Raw genomic sequence first — 16,752 nt, forward strand, 5'->3', positions numbered from 1 at the left:
ATTTAATCAGTGGTGTTGAGCGATCGCTGTACTCAGAACAACCTCAGATGAGATTGCCTCTTGCGCTAATTCCTGCCACCAGGTCTGCATTGCATCGATCATTGCTCGGAACCCTGCTGCAAACTCTCCAAATTCTTCGGGTTGTATGTAGGCTGCCAGACATGTTCTCAAGCCCGCTTCATGTTCAATTTCCCACTCGTTTAAATGCTTGCTGAAGAAATATTCCAAATCTTTGGGCATTGCTCCTTCCAGCAACCAATCTAGAAGTTGCACGATTAGAGTTAATTCTGGAATTGAGGTTGCCTCGATCGCATAGATTGCCCCAAGCACATAGTATATTTGTTTATCAAATACCGATTGCATAGTTCTCAGCAGTTTGAATGTAGCTATTGACGGCATTGTGTTTTTCACAGGAACGCCCAGTCCTTCTTCTAGCCCTTCAGCTAAAAGTGTGTAATGAGAGATTCCTCCAGTTGTGCTACCCATTTCCTCAACTATATTTTCTTTGAGTTCTTGGGCTACACTGTTCCATCCAGCTGCCAGGGCTTTCTGTCTTGCTAACTCTGTGAAACCCACCAACTCCTTTGGAAAAATCGAATATTGCTGCATGACATAAGCAATCTGAGCAAAGCTTACCTGACTAAGTATTTTTACAACAGGATTTTCTGTAATGCTAAATGCCACATAATCCTGAGCTAGCAGTTGATTAAGCTGCTTTGTTAAGTGATTAAATTCCATTAAAATTTTAGTCCTTTATTATAGATTTTCTGAATGCCAATCTAGCTTTAAAATTTGCTATAAATTAACGCAAAACTGACATTTTATATAGCCAAAATAACTTTTGTAACTTTATAAATCTTGAGTAAAGGCACTGAAAATAACTAAATAATTAAGTTAATTGAAATTAGTATTTATACTAGAAAGTAGCCTAAATTCTAACTATTTCAGTAATTTGATTTTTGCAAAAAGACTATTTTGTACAATTAAGTTAAATAGCAATAAGTTGAGGAATTGTAAACAGAGATATTGCCTATTAGTTATTTACTTCTTAATTAAACACAACATTATTTTGATAGTCCGAAGTTGCTAATGGGTAATCTAGGTTAAGCAAAGACCTGGGCGAACCAAGATTTACCACTCATGAAGATACATCCATCTGGCAAAGTCCGTGCATTTTCATTACAGCTTGTTCTGGTCGTTCCTTTCGTATTGCAACTTTTTGGCATCGTGGGGCTGGTCGGGTATCTGTCGTTTAAAAATGGCGAGAAAGCGGTGAACGATTTAGCTGATCAGTTGATGGAGCGAACCAGTGGTGAGGTAAATCAACATTTAGATGCTTACCTATCGATTCCTCATAAAGTTATCCAGTTAAATGCGGATGCAATTCGCATGGGATTGCTGAATGTGCGCGATCGCCTCAAGGTTGGTAAGTACTTCTGGCACGAAATGCAAGCCTATGACCTAACCTTTATCAGCTTGAACCTAGCAACTGGGGAAGGAACTGGAGCCGGCCGTTATGATGGCAAAACGGTGACAATCGATGATAATGCGATCAAAACACCAAGCCTGCCGAAAAATACGAAAACTTACTTAACAGATAATGATGGCAACCCAACCAAAGTGATGACGACCAGTACTTGGGATACCGTCAATGAACTTGCCTATACTGAACCTGTGAAAGCCGGGAAACCTATCTGGGTTCGCATTTATACTTATTACGATCCTGCTTATCCCCCTTATATTGTGGCATCGGCAGGCCGTCCGATTTATGATGCCAGCAAAAAACTGATTGGTGTTGTGGGGGCTGAAATTCACCTGTTGAAACTCAGTGAATTTTTACAAAAATTAAATGTCAGCAGCTTCGGACAAGTTTTTATTATGGAGCGTGATGGTATGTTGGTTGCCAATTCTGCTCAAGAAAAGCCTTTTACCGTAGTCAATAACGAAATTAAACGCCTTAAAGCGATCGACAGCCCCAATCCGGTGCTACAAAGCATTGCCAAGCAGCTTCAGCAGCGTATTCCAGATTTTCAGTCCATTACCAATACCCAAAAACTGAAAGTTAATGTTCAAGGAGAAAATTTATACGTGCATATTGTGCCTTGGCGTGACCAATATGGTTTGGACTGGTTAGTGGTAGTTGGTATTCCGGAAAAAACTTACATGGCGCAAATCTATGCCAACACCCAAATTAGCATCCTGCTGTGTTTTGGGGCGCTGATAGTAGCAACGACGGTTGGCATATTTACCTCGCGCTGGATTGCACATCCTATCTTGCGCTTGAATCAGACTACCCAGGCAATAGCATTTGGTGATTTACAACAGACACTCCAAGAGGGGAATATCGATGAACTCAACACTCTTGGTCACTCTTTTAATCACATGGCAGGGCAATTGCGGGAATCCTTTATTGCTTTAGAAAACAGTAATGCCGAACTAGAAGCGCGAGTCGAACAACGGACTGTTGAACTTAAAACAGCGATGGGTGAATTACAGCGTACCCAAGCACAAGTAGTTCAAAGTGAAAAAATGTCTAGTCTGGGTCAACTAGTAGCAGGTATTGCCCATGAAATCAATAACCCAGTCAACTTTATTCACGGCAATATTACTCACTTGGATGAATATACTCAAAACTTGTTACAGATGATTTATCTCTACCAAAAACGCTATTCTAGTCATGACCCAGAAATTCAAGCATTAGCAGAGGAAATCGATCTAGAATTTCTCATTGAAGATTTACAAAAGATACTGCCTTCAATGAAAATGGGGACTGAGAGGATTCGTAATATTGTGCGATCGCTGCGGAATTTTTCGCGTATGGATGAAGCAGAATTTAAAGCAGTTGATATTCATGAAGGTATCGAAAGTACGCTCTTAATTCTGCAACATCGCCTTAAAGAGAAACCAGACCGTCCAGCAATTGAAGTTATTAAAGATTATGGCAACTTGCCGCAAGTGGAATGTTATCCTGGTCAACTCAACCAAGTATTAATGAATGTTCTGGTAAATGCAATGGATGCCCTTGATGAGTTAGATATCAAGCGTACCTCTCAACAGATAGAGGAAAATCCCAGTCAAATTACTATCCGAACTTCATTAGTTGATTCACAATCAATAGAAATTGCGATCGCTGATAATGCACAAGGAATGCCAGAATCGGTTCAAAGCCGGATCTTCGATCCATTTTTTACTACCAAACCTGTAGGTAAAGGAACAGGCATGGGTATGGCAATCAGCTACCAAATCATTACGGAAAAGCATGGTGGGAAATTGCTATGTTTTTCTAGCCTTGGGCAAGGCAGTAATTTCATAATTCAAGTGCCTATTCGACAAAAAGCTCCTGAACCCGTCCTCAAAGTATAGAGCGATCGCATCATTTATTGGAATTGTTAAACCAACGACTGGAGCAATATTCAATAAAAGTGAGATGCTCCCGAGACAATGCTATAACCAGTGTTTCGGATACGTCCTTTCCTCCGCTAAATTATTGAAGATCACAGCGCATAGCACTAGAATCATCGATCCCTCAAAGGCAGGTGTTAGCAAAAATTGCCAGTCTGGTTTGGTCATCATGACGACTAATGCAACAGCACCCGAAGGTGGGTGTAGAGTTCCGGTAAGCTGCATGATTCCGATCGCACTAGAAACAGCCATTCCCATTGCCAAGGGAGAAGCACCGAGAAAATGCAGAATTATCAGACTCACCATAGCAGCTAAAAGATTACCCCCAATAACATTGCGGGGTTGAGCCAAAGGACTGTCAGGCACACCAAAAATCAAGACACTCGTAGCACCAAAAGGAGCCATCAGCAAAGGAGAATTAGTTTTTGCAGCAAGGTAAGACGTTGCAGTTATGGCTAAAAAACTACCGATCCAACTCCAAAAAACATGCCGATGATGAGGTCTGTCTATTGGACAGGTTAGCGGGCAGGATCGCCATCTGCCAAAGGTTTTAAACCAATAATTTTTTAATTTCAACCGAACTTTTTTACCGTCGATCATGAATGAACCACTCGATAATCATGACTCCCTGAATTGACTGAGCAAGGCTTTGCTAAAGTTACAATAACATGACATTTGCCAAAAAATTCCTAAAAAGTATTCAAATATACAGATTTTTTTAATTTTATTGAAATTCAGGCTAAACAGGTCAATTTAAGTTGCATAAAAGTCAATACACTTGTAGAGACGGCGATTTATCGCGTCTCAAAAACCCAAAATTTTTGCCAGTAGCCCCTTAATGAACCGTATTGGCATAAAAGTAGGGTGCGAAGCCTCACCATAAAGTAGCCTTTACTACAAGCTAATCATTCGGGAAAAATGCTTGACGATTAGCTTAGTTGAAATTTACTACAGCGAGGCGGATGAGTTGGCCTCGCCAACGTCGTAATCAGACTTCTCTCATGTCAGCCTAATAAGTTTTTAACCAGACACGATCTTTGTGCGTTAGGTGATACCCAGTAACTAAATCGCATCAAATATCTCAGAAATACTACTGAACCATCAAGACAACAAATGTAACTAACATATACATAAATATTGTCAGGATGCTGAATATGTCAGATTTACCGCTTCAGTGCAAAAATTTGAAAGAGCAAGTTGAGTCGATATTACAACTTTTACAGCAAGAATCAACGCTACATTCTCAAGATATTACACCTGTACAAACTTCCTTAACTAAAGCGATTTCTCCCAAGTTTGAGATTGTATTTGCAGGTGCATTTAGTGCTGGTAAATCAATGCTAATCAATGCACTATTGGAGAGAGAACTACTTTACAGTGCAGAAGGACACGCTACAGGTACAGAATGCAAAATCGAGTATGCAGAATTAGATAAAGAACGTGTTGTTTTAACGTTCTTAAGTGAAGCAGAAATTCGGGAACAAGCAGTTTATTTGTGTCAGCAGTTAGGATTTAAGACAGTAACTAATATTAACCAAGCTGATGTAATTACCTTGCTACGTCAAGGTTGTGACGCGATTATTCAGCAGGAGGGTGGTGAGAGTAAATCAGAACGTGCAAAACAGGCGAAGGCATTAATGTTGTTGGTAGAGGGATATATGGCAAACCGCGATCGCATCAACACGGTTAATAATGCTACATACTCAATGGAGCAATTTAACTTTTCCAACCTCAAGGAAGCGGCTGGATATGCCCGTCGTGGTAGCAATAGTGCAGTATTGAAGCGAATAGAATATTATTGCAATCATCCTCTGTTACAAGACGGCAACGTAATTATTGATACCCCTGGCATTGATGCACCAGTAGAGAAAGATGCACAACTAACTTATACCAAAATTCAACATCCTGATACTTCGGCGGTGGTGTGTGTGCTAAAACCTGCTTCGGCGGGTGATATGACAAAAGAAGAAACAGAACTTTTGGAATTAATGCGGCAAAATGGGGGAGTACGCGATCGCGTTTTTTATGTCTTCAACCGCATCGATGAAACTTGGTACAATACCCAACTACGACAAAGATTAGACGATTTAATTAGCGGACAATTTGGCAATTCAAACAAAGTTTATAAAACAAGTGGATTATTAGGATTTTACGGGAGTCAGATTAAACAGACAAATCAACTAGATAGATTTGGTTTAGATTCTGTTTTTGCAGAGAGTATAAAAGGTTTAGATGGTAAAGAAGAAACACCACAATTTGTCTATGCGTTTAACAACTACTGCGTAAATTCAGGAAAGTTATCTACCACTAAATTTCGTGTCTCTGTTAACGGCTATGAAACCCCAAATCAAAATTATGTGCGGATTTTGGGAGATTGGGGAAATGAACTGATAGAAAAGCTAATTCAAGATAGTGGTACTGAAGAATTTCGCACAGCCATTACTCGCTATCTTACAGAAGAGAAGCGTCCCCAATTATTTAAGAATCTTGCTGATGATTTGGAAGATATTTGTATTAAACTGACAAAACATTATCAGAGTGTACAACGTAATTTAGATAGTCAACCCCAAGAAATTGAGAGTATGAAGCAGCAAGAGTTGCAACGCCTAAATCAGCAACTCCAGCAAATCGGCAGAGAATTTAGTGAGCATATCACAAAAGAAGTTAACCAAATAATTAATAATTCTTGCGATGCTTTTGAAGCAGATTTTAGACAATTGCAATCACGAATGATTCGCCGTTTAGATGAATTGCTAGATACTTTTTCTGTAGCTTCTGCTTATCAACGTGCAACAATTAGCCATCCTCGCAATGCTACCGCACCTTTAATTGCTATTTTAGTAGAGGCATTTTATTACTTAGCAAATCAGTTAGAAGATATTTTGATTGAGTCATCTCAGCAAGTTGTTGCGAATTATTTTCAGCGATTGATTGAAAAGATTCGCAAGTCAGAATATTATCGCCAGTTGTATCGTTTATTAGATAGTGATGGCGGCATTGAACAAGAGATCAGAACTATAGAAAAGCAGGTTACTCAAGCATTAGTGAGTGCAGCTAGTGTAGAGTGCGATCGCTTCGTGCGAGAAAGTCCGAGATTTTATGATGAAGGCACTTTTTCTATATATCAATTTCGCCAAACTTTATTACAAACTTCTCAAAGCTACGATGCTGAAAGTATCGTAGAAGCAGAACCAGCAATTAGGCAATTATTGAAGTTAGATTTTGAGCCAAAAGTTTCGCAAACTATTCGTAAATCTTTCCGTCAAACTATTAACCAAACGCTCAAAACTCAGTTGTTACCAATGGCAGATCAGCAAGCAGATGAGATTTTGCAACAATATCCACAGGCGCGTGCTTATTTAGAGAAAACACTGCAACAAGAAGCTGAAGAGAAAATCGCTAATAATCGCCGATTATTGAGTGTTGTTGAAGAAAATATTGCAGCATACAATTTAGCAGCTTCTAGTATCAATAGTTGTTTACAGTCAATGAAACTATATGACCACTTCTTGCCTGTGATTGGTGAGTATTTTGATACTGATGATAAGTTCGCTAATAATGGATTTGTGTTTTCAGACGCGGTACGAGAGGTTTAATTTTAATTCCAAATACTGAGATAAGTGTAGGTTAGTGAGTGATAAATCACTCACTAACCTACAGCTTTTTTTTGTAAATTAGAAATAGGCTGGCTTCAATTTCCGCAGGAAGTTTAGCATGGCTGAAATCACAGTATCCGGCGACTCAATTAAGAAGCCATGACCCCCACCTTCGAGAACTACAAGTTCAGCGTCGGGAATGCCTTGAGCAAGTTGCTGGGAAAACTTTAGGGGAGTGAGAATGTCTTGTTTGCCAACTAGAACTAGGGTAGGACAATGAATTTTTTGAAGGCGATCTGCTGTGTCAAAGTCAAGCATGGCTTGGCTGTGATAATGGAGTGAATGAGTTGCTGGCGGGAAAGGATATCTGATTGCAAATTCGATCAGACCTTCGATCATGCCAGGAATCGAGTAGAAGGTATCTGTAAATATCCAGGGTAATACAACTTTTTCATAAAGTTTCAGGTCTACATTAGCGCAGAGTTCGCCCCAAGTCTCAATGATGCTGTTGAATAATCCGTCACCCTTTGCAAGTGACGAAAGCAGCATTAGACTTTGCACCTTTTGAGGATGTGCTAACACTAATTCTTGAGCTATCTGACCACCCATAGAATGACCTACTAGATGCACCTTATCGATCGCAAGATGATCGAGCAATGCTGCTACATCACTAGCCATTTGCTTCAGACTATAGGGGGTTTCGGGAGCGGAACTTCGCCCCATACCTCGGTTATCTAAGCGAATAACTTGATACTGCGAAATCAGCGATGGCATAATCAACGACCAATAGGCATGATCGCAAAGGAAGCCAGCTATTAATAGCAAAGGCTCACCCGTTCCCTTAATGTCGTAGAACAAATCAATCCCGTTAACCTGAAGCTTTGGCATAGTCAATAATTCTGCTAAACCCGATCTGAAGCAGGGATCGACAACGCTACATTCCTACGTCTTAAATCTCTCGTCCACCGGAATTTGATAGCCGTTGGCGAGGCGATTGGTCATGTTGGCAGTAGCTGCGATCGCCATGAGTTCCCCGAACATGGTATCATTCATCCCCTTGGCCCGCGCTCCTGCTGTGTGCGAGGCGATACAATACTCACAGCCATTTGTCGCACTCACGGCGATATAAATTAGTTCTCGCATCAGTGGATCAATTTCACCGGGGCTAGTCATCACTTCTTTCACCGCTTGCCAAGTTCGTTGCAAGGTAGGGGGATGATTAGCTATGGCTTTCCAAAAGTTATTAATATAGTCATTCTGGCGGGTGATGCGGATGTCGTCATATACTGCCCGGATTTCATCGCTGGCTTCTTCGTATTCAATCAGCTTAGTCATGTTTCTATGTTTTTACTTCCAACCATTAGCGGTGATGAAATTCGACCTCTCTCTCCAGAATCTTAATATCATAGTTGCCGAAGAAATCGTGGCCCAGTAAGCCGATGCTGGCTTTGGGTGCGATCGCTACCTGAAGATTATTGGCTGTAACTCCACCTGCTGCAATAGATTTTACCTTACTGGTTGGAAATTCTACTTCGCTACCATCGGCAATTTGGGCTTGCATTGTACCTGTAGTCTGGAGTTTAAGTGTATTCGCCATACTTTGAGTAATAATAGTTCCGCTAGCACCAGTATCTACAATCATTTCAAAGGTTTTTTTGTCATTGAAGGTAACGTCAATCACAGGAGTTCCACCAAAGCGGCGTTTAATTGAAACTCGAAAAACTCTGTCGTCTGAAGGTGCGGCTATATTGCCACAAAGTCTTTCTAATCCAACGGTTTTACCGGAGGACGTTACCATGTAACATGCTCCTGGATCGTCTGCTGTTGCTCGATGAGAGAATGCTAAAAATATCAGCGTTGGGATTAGTGCGTAGGCGTAGCTCGTCATAGACATCACAGTTGAAGTCATGGTTTTAATCCCATACCTAAAAATATTATTCATATTAGCTCTCACTCCATTTTTTAAATATTTATTAAAATCTAAATTGCTTACAATATTTACTTTTAATAGCTTAATTAAGTGTTTATTTTTAGGATAGTTATGGTGATTTTCTATCTTTTTTTAGAATATGAGATTACTGTTATGTAAGCTATATTAGCTATAATTACTGAGTGAAAAATTAAAGATTGGGTGAAGACATGATGAAACTACTGAGAGTTAACTTATCAAGTAAATATTAATTGTCTGACTCAAAGGTTGCTGCTGCATTTACAGCAATTGCGATCGCATTTTTCACAGCAATATCCCTTTGTTCTAAGATGATATTTTCACTCACAGTACGCCCAGCAACTACACCGCAAACAGCAGCAGCAGCAAAATTATACACACCTGCCATTTTGAATAGTGTGCCGGATTCCATCTCATAATTCAAGATATTTAAGCGCCGATATTCTTCTGTGATGCCATGTAGCGATCGCATTAAATTTGGATTTGCTGAATCAGTGCGTTCTTGTCCTTCGTAAAAAGTATCAACTGATGCCGTAATTCCGATGTAATGTTCAACCTTTAATTCTCGCGCAGCTTTAACTAAAGCGACTGTCAGAAACGGATCGGCTGCGGCTGGATATTCCACAGGTGCAATATCATTTGCTGCACCTTGGCGACACAATGCTGCACTGCTAATAATAACGCTACCAACTGGTATATAAGGTTGAATTGCTCCGCAAGTTCCAATGCGAATAATTCGCTGGATTCCTACTTGTACTAATTCATTCACCACAATACTTAATGAAGGCGCACCCATACCACTAGTAGCAGATAAGATGCTGCAACCATTTGGTAAGTATCCTACATAGCTATTGAGTCCGCGATTTTCTGACAACACGCGCACATCTTGGAAATAAGTTTGGGCGATTAGATGCGATCGCTCTGGATCGCCAGATAATAGGGCAATACTGGGAGGTGATGAACCTAAATCGTCTTGTCCAAAGCCAATGTGATAGAAGCGTTTATTTGCCATTCAATTTTGGATTTTAAATTTTAGATTTGGGATTATCTTACTTACGAACCGTCTTTACCTCTCCATGTAAGATGCCATTGGTCATATAAATTAAACGGTGGAATAATTTTTTGGCGAATTCCTGCCATTTCTTCGGAGCGATTAATACTTTGTATCAAATAACCACTCTCAAAGATAAGTTCATGAACTTCCTCATACTTATAAGCGTAGATTGGGTTGAGGAACGAAACCCAACACCAATAATCCTTGATTTTGTTGAGATTAGCGATCGCCTTTGCTAAGGTCTAAATCATCTGCACCATTTAGCGAATCACTACTATCTACTTGCTGCGGCAGTGTATTTAAAATAACTGCACTGTTAGCTGATTTCTTTTCTGGCATATTTAAACTATCTACATCAATTGATAATTCATTAGTAACTGGTTTATATTCAGGATTTTCTCGGTTTCCACTTGCTATTTCTTCTGCTTTACCGATAAAATCTTTTGCAAGTCGTTCACTAAAACCAACAACAAATGCTATTACAAAAATCAAAGCCCTTTGTTGGTCTTGAGATGATTCTTGATTCGTAGTTGGATTTAGCTTGAAGATGCTGGGATTAATAAACATTGATATTAGCCCAGAGTTAATTAAGGCTAAAAATAAAACAGCAAAAGCTCCTCCAATCATTGGTTTAAAAGCGCCAACAAGAAATGGAGTTAGTGGATCAGAATATTTCTTTTTTTGAAATTCTTCAATTCTAATTAAAATACTTATAATACTACCTAATGTTCCTGCCGAAATCGCTAAACTGAGTTGGAGAAGAAATTCATTATACTTCTGATTTACAGATTGCCTTTTGCTATATTGTGCATTTAATTCGGCAAGGTTACTATTTAGAATTGTCAATTCTGTACTCTTGAACTCTGCATTTTTTTGTGATATTATATTTAACTCTTTGATTTCTCCCTTGGTTGTTTTTAATTTACTAACATCATCTGCCGATGCAGAATTTGTGTTGTCAGATTGATTTTTCGTTTCAGCTTGATTTTGAATTTCTTCTACTCGGTTATCTGTATATTTTTGAATTTCTTTGATTTCGCTTTGTAAAAAATTCTTGTTAATATTATAATTATTGTTATTATAAGAATTAATCATTTCTGAGAACATCCAAAGTCCTGCGATAGAAGAAGAAGTAATTCCTCCATATATAAACACAGCACTTATAAGTCCAAAAATTACTTTAGTCGTCGTTGATGGTGAACGATGAACTGATAGAAATGGATTGATGATAAATCCTGTTATAGGATGTTCATATTTGCAAACAATTTGTTCAACATCAAATCTAATTGCCTGGGCGATATTTATATTCGATGAAGATTCACGTAAAGCTTCTATGGCAAATATTAAAGCTTTCGAGAGTTCAGTCAGTTCTCTTTGAATTGTATTCCTATTATCAGGTATCAATATTCTCGGTATTTCGTCCCACCAAATTTTTTGTGGCGCGTTTCTATTGATGAGTTTTTGAAGTCTATTAAACAAGATAATTATTTGGGATATTTCTTTGCCTGCTGAAACTAATTCTTCTTGTTTAGTTGGATCTGCAAAATTATTTAAATTATTTTTGTAGAAATCTTTTATAAGTGCCTGTATCAGTGTCCTACTCTCATCGAAATTCCAATCGTTCTCAGTTTTTTTTTGATTAAAAACCATTTTATCTCCAATTTTTTTCTAATGTTTATAGCTGTTGAATAGGAGTAGTGAATATCTATGAATTACTTTGAGGAAATTTGCCAAGATATTCAACTTCGTACTTGTATTTATCATTCACTTTTTAGCATGGAATATACGATTGTGCAGCAAATAGTACACTCAATAGTACTTTTTGTCATCAGATATCGCTGCGGTTAGAACTTAGGGGGATCTTTTCTGCGTACTATATACAACGTATTTCAGGTAAATGAAGTACATGGGTAGGGGCAATTCATGAATTTCCCCTACGATTATCTGTGCCTCACCAAGCTACAATCTGCTGTATAACTAGAATCTGGCTTTTTACAGTATCTAGAAAACCTCTCTCTAAATCTATCTCCTAAAAGGAGAGAGACTTTGAATTTTCCCCTTTCTGTGTTGGGAAGGGGGTTAGATTTTTCGTAAACTTTTAGAGATGACCTGAATTGTCAGAGTTAGAACAAACTTCACAAGGGCATTACTACTATTGCCGAAACCGCTTATTCTGTAAACTGAATTGGATATTCAGGAGTTTTTTGTGGCTATTTTGAGAACTCTGCAACCTGGAGATGAAGTATCGCTAGAAGCATTTCTCTTGCAACACGCTGATACTTCTATGTTTTTGCGCTCTAATTGGCGAACTGCGGGACTGCTTGATGAAGGTGCAAGATTTCAAGGAACTTACGTAGCAGCCTACTTAGATGAAAGTATAGTGGCAGTTGCAGCCCATTTTTGGAATGGGATGATAATAGTCCAAGCGCCTGTATATTTGCCAGAGGTGGTGCAAGCAGTTGTGGCACAATCTGGACGTGCTATTTCTGGAATTAGTGGCCCAGCAGCACAAGTTGAAGCGACAAAAAGCATTTTGGGACTTAGCAACACACCAACTCAGCTTGATGAACATGAGATATTGTTTTCTCTAGCACTACAAGACTTACAAATACCTGAAGCTTTAGCATCTGCAAAGGTGCAGTGTCGTTTGCCACATCCCGAAGAGCTGGAATTACTTAGCGAATGGTGCGTTGCTTATAACGTGGAAGCTTTAGGAAAAACCGATACTCCAAGTTTAAGACTTGCTTGCGATCGCATAATTGAAGCACGTCAAGATATGGGTATGCATTGGGTTTTAGTAGCAGAAGATACTTTAGCTTCTTACTCTGCTTTCAATGCTAGCCTACCTGATATTGTGCAAATTGGTGGAGTGTGGACACCGCCAGCGCTGCGGGGGAAAGGCTATGCCAAAAGTGTGGTAGCAGGCTCGTTGTTAGATGCGCGATCGCTCTTAGTAAAACGTGCCATCCTATTTACAGGTGATAATAACCAAGCAGCCCAAGCAGTTTATCAACAAATTGGCTTTTTGCCTACTGGCGAGAAGTATGGCTTAGTCTTATTTGAAGAGACTCAGGCTTGAGAGCGAATTTTAGATTTTAAATTTTGGATTTTAGATTGAATTATTCACAATCCAAAATCGGGCGTTGGTGATTTCATGTATGAAAACGATTTACTCAAAAACAATTGAATCATAATAGAACTGAGAGTTTCATCATTACGACTGTTTTATGATGTATCAAACTGACCCACCGCGATCGCCAAAAGATGTATTGCCGACCATGTATGATCTTCCCAGTGAAGATCCAGAGGAGCCTGGTTTACCCGATCAGTTTCATTTATTGCAACCTCGTTTGTTAGACGAAACCTTTCGTCCACAGAATTATCCTAGTGATGAGATATTTGTTGCTAGCGATCTGAATCTTTATTACGATCCGCGCCATCCACTGTGGCATAAGCGACCAGATTGGTTTGCTGTTTTAGGTGTTTCCCGTCTCTACGAACAACGAGATTTACGCTTAAGTTATGTTGTTTGGCAAGAGGGAGTTCATCCTTTTATTGTGGTTGAATTGCTGTCTCCAGCTACTGAAAAGGAAGACTTGGGACAGACGTTGCGGGATATCAAGCAACCACCAGGAAAATGGGAAGTATATGAACGGATTCTACGTGTTCCTTATTATGTAGTATTTGATCGATACAAGTATGAGTTTAGGGTATTTAAATTGGAAGGTGGTAGTTATGCTGAGATAGGACTCTCAGAGCCACGTTTCTGGATACCAGAATTAGAATTAGGCTTGGGTGTATGGCAGGGACAGTATCAAAATGTAGAACAGCCGTGGTTACGGTGGTATGATGGGACTCTCAACTGGTTATTGACTTCTACAGAACAAGAAAGCCAACGGGCTGAACGAGAAAGCCAACGGGCTGAACGAGAAAGACAACGGGCTGAACAAGAGAGACAACGGGCTGAACGGTTGATTGCACAACTACGATCGCTCGGCGTTGAACCCGATGTAGATACTTAATTCCTCACAAGTTTGCTCTTTTGTGAATAGTCTGTATAGCCTTGAATATTCTCTGGTTCAAATTGACGCAGTACACGCATAGCTTCGCGTGTTAAATCCTCATTTCCGGTAACTACAATTAGGTATTTACCAGCATTCAGACGGTTACGATAGGGTAAAGCATCGCCACTGTCAACTGTTATGCCGGTTCCTCGACCAATTAAAGCAGCCCCCAAAGCACCGGCTATCGCTCCTAATATACCAGCAAGAAATTCATTGCCAAATCGAGCAAACTGGGGAAATAGTTCAACTTCTGTGAGATGGTTAAAGGCATAACCTGCAACAAATCCAAAGATTACAAGCCCCCCAAAGAGCCGAGTTGATTGTTTACGGGCTTGCTTATCGGGATCAATCATTCCAAATTCATCAGCACTTAAATAACCATCGCCTAAAATATTCACTTGTGAAGTTGGCAAGCCTGCTTTTTCCAGAGCAGAGTAAGCGGCTTCTACTTGTATTCTATCTGGTAAAACTGCAACAAGGTAATTCATAAGGATTTCCTTTTTAACAAAGATTTTTTGTGCAAAATTAATAAAACTGCTGAATACGAATCGAGCTATTCTGGCTTTTTGTGCCATTTCCCATCGCTGCCTTTTTCATAATCGCGTTTCACAGCGCTCCAAGCAACACGAAAGGCACGCTCCTCTTCATCATATTCTTCTTGAGCATTGTTAAATGCAGCCCGAAAAATTTCTTGGGCGTGCTTGGGTAAGTGATCTTTGACTGAATCAGGTAAGTCTGCAATCTCTTGGTAAGGCATAAATTTCGTTTCCTTACTTTTTCGCTTGATCCAGAGCTTCAATTGCTCCGTTGGCACGAAAAATCCTTTCTGGATCGTTATCGTAAACAACTTCGTGGATTTGTCACAAGTCGAGGTGGTCAGTTTTGGGACGACGTAGTGATTCTTCAAGTTGTTGCATTGCCACTTTGCGATCGCGTTCTTGGGTGCAAACCTTCGTCATCAAAAAAACCTTATCTCGTCGTCCCTGCAACGCCTCTTCCATCCACTCTTCACTACGATGCTAGTTATGCTCCCAAGCGTTATCCATGTGTCAATGGCTTCGTAGGTAATGTGAATTGCCTCTTCCTTACTCTTTGCTAATTTCTTCCAACAATTACGCGACTTTAAATAATTCGTAATTATTAACTACAAATTATTTAAAGTCGTGATGGTGTTAAAAACTAATTGTTTGTGGTTTAAAACTCGATGTACTATCCCAATAATTCACCTGGTTAATATTCACCTTAAGCAAAGCAATATCGGGTTCGTCCAATCCTTTAGGAAACCAGGTTTGAAGTTCTGGCTTCCATAACTCTCGCATCTTGTTGCGGTCTTTCACGAGTTTTGATCTACCTGAAATAGAAACGTATCGCTGCTGTTCGGGTGACGAAAAACTAACATTTACCTGCTCATGCTGTTCAATCTCAGTCACCTTATGGGAACCAGCATAAGTAAAGAACCAGAGTGTGGCTTCAGAGTTAATCTCACCACTTTTTGACATGGGGTAACTATGCAAACTTCCATCATCATCGACTGTGGTAAACATACCATAATCAATATTTTTGATTAGTTCATGCAGCTTGTGAATATCTTGAGCGCGGTCTGTAGAAGTTGCCATTGTTTGTACTACTTTTTCTATTTTGATTACAACCAGCTTATAGGATCGTAAAGTTATGTTTTAGTATTAGCTTTTTTAGTTTAAATTGCGTGAGTCTACAGATGTAATTCTATTAAAATTAGCTCTTTTATTTCTATCTATAGAGATATTGATTGAGAGTTAATATTCTGTGTACACACATTTAGTCATAGTAAGGTGAACTTTATGCTTATTTCTTTAGACTTAAATTTTGTAATTTTTATCCTTAGCGTAAAGCCTTTTCTACGAGAGGCTTTGTCAACTGCATATTTTCTCTATAAGATGCCAGTTGTAGCCCATTCTGACTTCTGAGTTCTTCTTTAATCTCGCCGAGTTATGTATTGAGAAAGCATTCAAGCATTTTGAGAAAGTCAAAAGTTATTTTGCTTGCGGAAAACACCAAAAAGAGAAAGTCAAATTTTTTTATATGGCACCCATCAGCGATGCCTACGCTCTCGTATTGCTAAATTAACCAAGTAAATCCAAATCAAGCCTAGCTTGCTGTGGTTAACAATAGTATCTATTTTTACTTTGCAGCATTCTTACTACTCATAGCGCCCTATGTATATTGTCAAAATTCTTATTTTACGACAATCCAGACCGAAATTATTACTAGTTGGATTGTATAAGATACTTGTGATAATTTAAGCATTAACCACATTTAGAGGTTGAAAATGGCGAGTACATCCAACGTCCAGATTACCATCGCCTTGCAAGAGCCTGGTTTAGATGACGATGAACTGCAAGACGAAACGCAGAGACTATTGCAACAGATGCTGGAACTGGATGAAGTAGAAGATGCTAGTCTTTACCGTGAAGCAGAAGCACCGGAAGGAAGCAAGTCACTTACAGGGCTAGCTGTGGGTTGGCTAACAACGCAGGTGAATGCTAAGAATATTAAAGCACTGATGGGATTTTTAGGCGATCGCCTTGGCAACAAAACCATTGAACTAGAAATTGAGGCCAATGGCAAAAAACTCAAAGTCAAAGCCAGTAGTCGGCAAGAGTTAGAAGCAGCAATTGAGGCAGCACAGAAATTTGTAGCAGGATAGAG

16 protein-coding genes are annotated in these 16,752 nt (G+C 39.4%); 5 read left to right on the plus strand and 11 right to left on the minus strand.

Annotated elements, in window-relative coordinates:
- Positions 1–6: 6 nt before the first annotated feature.
- Positions 7–738, minus strand: a complete 732-nt coding sequence (locus ACFFRD_RS27730; RefSeq protein ID WP_392478782.1) for a DUF3865 domain-containing protein — start codon at positions 736–738, stop codon at positions 7–9.
- A 402-nt stretch (positions 739–1,140) separates the two neighbouring features.
- On the opposite strand from ACFFRD_RS27730, the gene ACFFRD_RS27735 reads away from it, so the two are divergent.
- A complete protein-coding gene (locus ACFFRD_RS27735; RefSeq protein WP_392478784.1) occupies positions 1,141–3,363 on the plus strand; it encodes an ATP-binding protein in 2,223 nt (740 codons plus the stop codon).
- A gap of 81 nt (positions 3,364–3,444) precedes the next feature.
- On the opposite strand, the gene ACFFRD_RS27740 is transcribed toward ACFFRD_RS27735, so the two are convergent.
- The gene (locus ACFFRD_RS27740) at positions 3,445–4,002 is read right to left on the minus strand and encodes an HPP family protein (RefSeq protein ID WP_392478785.1); all 558 of its coding nucleotides are present in this window, start codon (positions 4,000–4,002) and stop codon (positions 3,445–3,447) included.
- Between the two features lie 554 nt (positions 4,003–4,556).
- Here ACFFRD_RS27740 and ACFFRD_RS27745 point away from each other — a divergent pair.
- On the plus strand, positions 4,557–6,998 hold the full coding sequence (locus ACFFRD_RS27745) for a dynamin family protein (RefSeq protein ID WP_392478787.1): 2,442 nt from the start codon (positions 4,557–4,559) through the stop codon (positions 6,996–6,998).
- Between the two features lie 78 nt (positions 6,999–7,076).
- Here ACFFRD_RS27745 and ACFFRD_RS27750 read toward each other — a convergent pair whose 3' ends face one another.
- From ACFFRD_RS27750 to ACFFRD_RS27770, 5 genes are all read right to left on the minus strand, one after another.
- Positions 7,077–7,886: an alpha/beta fold hydrolase gene (locus ACFFRD_RS27750; protein ID WP_392478788.1), complete on the minus strand. Its 810-nt coding sequence runs from the start codon at positions 7,884–7,886 to the stop codon at positions 7,077–7,079.
- A gap of 54 nt (positions 7,887–7,940) precedes the next feature.
- A complete protein-coding gene (locus tag ACFFRD_RS27755) occupies positions 7,941–8,333 on the minus strand; it encodes a carboxymuconolactone decarboxylase family protein (RefSeq protein WP_392478789.1) in 393 nt (130 codons plus the stop codon).
- A gap of 25 nt (positions 8,334–8,358) precedes the next feature.
- Complete coding sequence (locus ACFFRD_RS27760; RefSeq protein ID WP_256874614.1) at positions 8,359–8,907, minus strand: TIGR02281 family clan AA aspartic protease; 549 nt, start codon at positions 8,905–8,907, stop codon at positions 8,359–8,361.
- A 268-nt stretch (positions 8,908–9,175) separates the two neighbouring features.
- Complete coding sequence (locus tag ACFFRD_RS27765) at positions 9,176–9,958, minus strand: nucleoside phosphorylase (protein WP_392478791.1); 783 nt, start codon at positions 9,956–9,958, stop codon at positions 9,176–9,178.
- Positions 9,959–10,219: 261 nt separating this feature from the next.
- On the minus strand, positions 10,220–11,650 hold the full coding sequence (locus ACFFRD_RS27770; protein ID WP_392478793.1) for a hypothetical protein: 1,431 nt from the start codon (positions 11,648–11,650) through the stop codon (positions 10,220–10,222).
- Positions 11,651–12,206: 556 nt separating this feature from the next.
- Here ACFFRD_RS27770 and ACFFRD_RS27775 point away from each other — a divergent pair.
- Together ACFFRD_RS27775 and ACFFRD_RS27780 are read left to right on the plus strand one after the other, a co-directional pair.
- On the plus strand, positions 12,207–13,079 hold the full coding sequence (locus ACFFRD_RS27775) for a GNAT family N-acetyltransferase (RefSeq protein WP_392478795.1): 873 nt from the start codon (positions 12,207–12,209) through the stop codon (positions 13,077–13,079).
- Positions 13,080–13,230: 151 nt separating this feature from the next.
- Positions 13,231–14,022: a Uma2 family endonuclease gene (locus tag ACFFRD_RS27780; RefSeq protein WP_392483184.1), complete on the plus strand. Its 792-nt coding sequence runs from the start codon at positions 13,231–13,233 to the stop codon at positions 14,020–14,022.
- On the opposite strand, the gene ACFFRD_RS27785 is transcribed toward ACFFRD_RS27780, so the two are convergent.
- The 4 genes from ACFFRD_RS27785 to ACFFRD_RS27800 form a co-directional block, all read right to left on the minus strand.
- On the minus strand, positions 14,019–14,552 hold the full coding sequence (locus tag ACFFRD_RS27785) for a hypothetical protein (RefSeq protein ID WP_392478797.1): 534 nt from the start codon (positions 14,550–14,552) through the stop codon (positions 14,019–14,021). The genes ACFFRD_RS27780 and ACFFRD_RS27785 overlap by 4 nt on opposite strands.
- Before the next feature lie 65 nt (positions 14,553–14,617).
- Positions 14,618–14,821: a ChaB family protein gene (locus ACFFRD_RS27790; RefSeq protein WP_392478799.1), complete on the minus strand. Its 204-nt coding sequence runs from the start codon at positions 14,819–14,821 to the stop codon at positions 14,618–14,620.
- A 103-nt stretch (positions 14,822–14,924) separates the two neighbouring features.
- Entirely contained in the window at positions 14,925–15,065 is a 141-nt protein-coding gene (locus ACFFRD_RS27795) for a hypothetical protein (RefSeq protein ID WP_392478801.1), read from the minus strand.
- Positions 15,066–15,236: 171 nt separating this feature from the next.
- Positions 15,237–15,680 carry a pyridoxamine 5'-phosphate oxidase family protein gene (locus ACFFRD_RS27800; protein WP_392478803.1) on the minus strand — a complete coding sequence of 148 codons (444 nt, stop codon included), beginning with the start codon at positions 15,678–15,680 and terminating at the stop codon, positions 15,237–15,239.
- 692 nt (positions 15,681–16,372) lie between these two features.
- Between ACFFRD_RS27800 and ACFFRD_RS27805 the strand changes: the two genes are divergently transcribed.
- Complete coding sequence (locus tag ACFFRD_RS27805; RefSeq protein ID WP_392478806.1) at positions 16,373–16,750, plus strand: hypothetical protein; 378 nt, start codon at positions 16,373–16,375, stop codon at positions 16,748–16,750.
- Positions 16,751–16,752 lie beyond the last annotated feature (2 nt).

This window comes from Nostoc sp. C110, assembly GCF_043099725.1.
Taxonomy (GTDB): domain Bacteria; phylum Cyanobacteriota; class Cyanobacteriia; order Cyanobacteriales; family Nostocaceae; genus Nostoc; species Nostoc muscorum_A.